The following is a 3,145-nucleotide window of genomic DNA, read 5'->3' on the forward strand; positions in this document are numbered from 1 at the left end:
CCCAGCTATGTTGAACCACTTTCATTCTAAGCTTAATCGCCATAATTTTCAAATTAAATTTGGTCACTGTCGCCTGATGATGCGTCATTTAATTAAGCGTTACGTCCCCCAAAAATACCTGGAACGGCGAAATGTTGAAAATACCAAGCTGTCTGATGCCTCATTGTTGGCTTTAATGTGCTTAAAGGTTCAATATCGGGTTGCTACCTGGAAATTATGGGAATATTACAAACTAGCAACTAACGTAGGATAGATATTATTTTTACAATCTATATCCTTCAACGGGAGTGTTCATGACAAATATCCCGGAGATGACCAAAAAGACCAGCAGACTGAGTGAAAAAACCTTTTTCATAAAACACCACCTCCAAAATATAATGAAATAATTAAATTCTGACAAGAACGATTATATCATGATGTAAGCGCTTTTTAAACAGCAAGTCACATCTTCTTCAAAAATTACATTTCCGCCACATTAATGCATTCATCTGCATCTTTCATGACCTCATCATCATGTGTTGCAATGATGACAATCCTGCCCTCTTCCGCCATTTCACGCAGACTGTCAACGACCAGACGCCGATTGACGGAATCAAGCGCTCCTGTCGGCTCGTCCGCCAGCACTATTCTCGGATTCCGGAGGGCAAGCCTCGCAAGCGCAACTCGCTGGGCCTCACCGCCCGAAAGCGTGTACACCCTGCGATTCAGATAATCTTCGCCCAGGCCGTAGCGGACAAGTTTTTCCGTCAGCACACTCCTTTCATGCCTTCTGACGATATTCAGGTTCTGCATGACCGTTTCCTCATCAACAAGAGCGTAGTTCTGAAAAAGATAGCCGACAACCTCACGATAGTACTTCAGAATGCCGATGTCTTCGATGTTTTCTCCATTAAGCAAAATCTCACCGGATGTCAGGTCGTCCAGGCGTCCGATGCCGTTCAGTAAAGTGGTCTTTCCGCTGCCGGACGGTCCGGTCAGCGCATATACCCTGCCTGATTCGAAACGGCAGCACGCATCCTCGAAGACGACATGTCCGTCAAACATCCTGCATCCATGCCTTACTTCCAGTGTATCATTCATGATCATTCCCCCTTGAGCGTCACGGCAATTCTCCTGCTGACCAACATAGTCTGGACAGACAGGATGACAATTCCGCAGAAACTGGATGCAACGGACAGTGCCGCAGCAGCCACTGCATCTTTCGTAATCAGAAAAGATATTCCCGCTTCGAGCACACTGAGGAAGACAAGCAATGCCGCAAACCTGCCGAAAATCTGCACAGAACCTGCCCCAAGCAGCCGCTTGACCGCAATCTTCTTCCTGTTGTTGCTGAAGTAGATGCCCGTGAACGAAAACGTCTCAATGCCGGCAACCAGCAGTGCAATCACCAGAACTGCCGTCAGCACCCTGACTCTGGTCCTTGTTGCAGCAAGCTTCCTGCACGCAAGGCTTCTGGTGTTGACGATGCTGCCGATCCAGCCCGTAAGACCAGCTTTCTCCATTCCAGTCTGAATCGCCGACACATCCGGACAGAGAAATGACTGATTTGAAATGAATGTCAGCCAGTTGCTGTTGGCATTGACGTTTTCCGGGCTGATTCCGCCAAGTGACTTTTCCGACAGAACGACAACCACGGGATTTTCAGCATTTCCCGAGTAACATCCAAGATCAAGCGCATCTGCGCTGTATGTAAACAGCTTCTGGTCATCTGCCGTCTCCAGCGTCCTGACAGAAAGCTTTCCGTTCATCCTTTTCCCGGCATCGTTCAGCCACAGCTGACTGCGGTAATTTCTCACAAGCTGTCTGCGTTTTTCGAACTGACCTGACGGAACAAGAACATACGTCGTATCGGAATCCGCAGGCAGGAGAATTCTTCTTCCGTCAGCTCCCATAACCCTGTTCCGTTGAAGATACCCGGCGGTCACGGTCATGACGTTGCCACTGAACAGATCGCCTGTGGAATCCTCCGGTCGGCCGAATCCTTGATAGTTGACAAGCATCCCGCCGTGCTTTTCAAGATAGCAGAAGAACTTTCCCGCCTTCTGTTCCAGAATGTGCGTTTCCTTCCCGGAACCGGCATACGGTGCCAGATTGACGGTGTAATAAGTTCTTCCCTTCATCCACGTCGACAGCTGTGCCTCCATCTGACACCCGTTCCTGACGGCACCGATCAGGGACACGCATGTCGTGCAGACAAAGATCTCTGTCACGGCCTTGAAGGTCATATTGACGTAAAACGAGAATCTGCTGTGACTGTTTCCCTTGACGGCAGCACTGATTGTCCTTCGCGAATGCATCGCACAGCGGGCGACTGCCGCGGCAAGCATGACGGCCGTCACGGCCAGATACAGCAATGCCGCAAAATACAGAACCGTTCCGTAAGCGTGCGTGAATGACTCCATTTCCATGTAAAAAAGAACTGCTGTCATCCCCGGCAGATAAACAAGAAGCAGGTCCTTCTGATTTCCGAGAAAGTCGCGCAGTGCCTCCTTGACGTTTGACATTCCAAGCAGCGCGCAGATATTCATTTTCCTTAGTTCTCTGAGATTGGTCAGCAGAAGTGAAATGAAAAGAACCATGAGCATCAGCAGAAAAAGCGCCTGTGCCTGATTTTCCCCAAGAAAGTTGACAACAGTCCAGAGCCTGTTCTCATTAAGCCTGCTGTACCTGATGCCGTTTCTTGAAAACATTTTCTCAATGGACGCCGCATCGGCTCCCCCTGTGAAATACAGAGGATATCTGATGTCGCTTGTAAGAAATTCCCGGTGTGATGCCATCACGCCCTTCGGCAGTCCTGCCTTCCTGCCATAGACGTGAATTCTTATGACCGGACCGTCACCCCCGCTTACCGCCGGAACGTTGAAGACCTTGATTGCCGAAGCATCATGCTCTTCCGCATATTCTTCAACCACCTTATTGAATCTGGATGAATCTGCTCCGCCACGCATTCCCTCGATGTCATACGACATCCCGTTCGGTTCAATGTACGCCGGACCGAGTGAATGGACGAACAGAAGCACCAGAATCACGCAGACCGTGCCGGCAAGAAAGATCATCGCCTTCTTTATTCTTCTCAATATAACCCCCCTTGGATTTGAACTTACTTAATTTTCTTACTGGATCATTAAAAAGTCAAGGAATTATT

Annotated in this window: 2 protein-coding genes and 1 pseudogene; 1 reads left to right on the forward strand and 2 read right to left on the reverse strand. The window is 48.9% G+C overall.

Annotated features, from left to right (window positions below; translation table 11 throughout):
- Nucleotides 1-253: pseudogene (locus tag V7Z60_RS05050) on the forward strand (IS982 family transposase); the annotation flags it as partial.
- A 206-nt stretch (nt 254-459) separates the two neighbouring features.
- Here the strand turns inward: V7Z60_RS05050 and V7Z60_RS05055 are convergent.
- Both V7Z60_RS05055 and V7Z60_RS05060 read right to left on the reverse strand, forming a co-directional pair.
- On the reverse strand, nt 460-1,080 hold the full coding sequence (locus tag V7Z60_RS05055) for an ATP-binding cassette domain-containing protein (RefSeq protein WP_334116761.1): 621 nt from the start codon (nt 1,078-1,080) through the stop codon (nt 460-462).
- A 2-nt stretch (nt 1,081-1,082) separates the two neighbouring features.
- Nucleotides 1,083-3,077 (reverse strand): DUF1430 domain-containing protein, encoded by a 1,995-nt coding sequence (locus V7Z60_RS05060; RefSeq protein WP_334116762.1) that lies wholly within the window; start codon nt 3,075-3,077, stop codon nt 1,083-1,085.
- Between the last annotated feature and the right edge of the window lie 68 nt (nt 3,078-3,145).

This window comes from Ligilactobacillus sp. (genome assembly GCF_036846325.1).
Lineage (GTDB): Bacteria > Bacillota > Bacilli > Lactobacillales > Lactobacillaceae > Ligilactobacillus.

Excerpts from the sequence above, each read along its gene's own strand:
- V7Z60_RS05055 (WP_334116761.1), bottom strand. The coding sequence starts at position 1,080 with ATGAATGATACACTGGAAGTAAGGCATGGATGCAGGATGTTTGACGGA.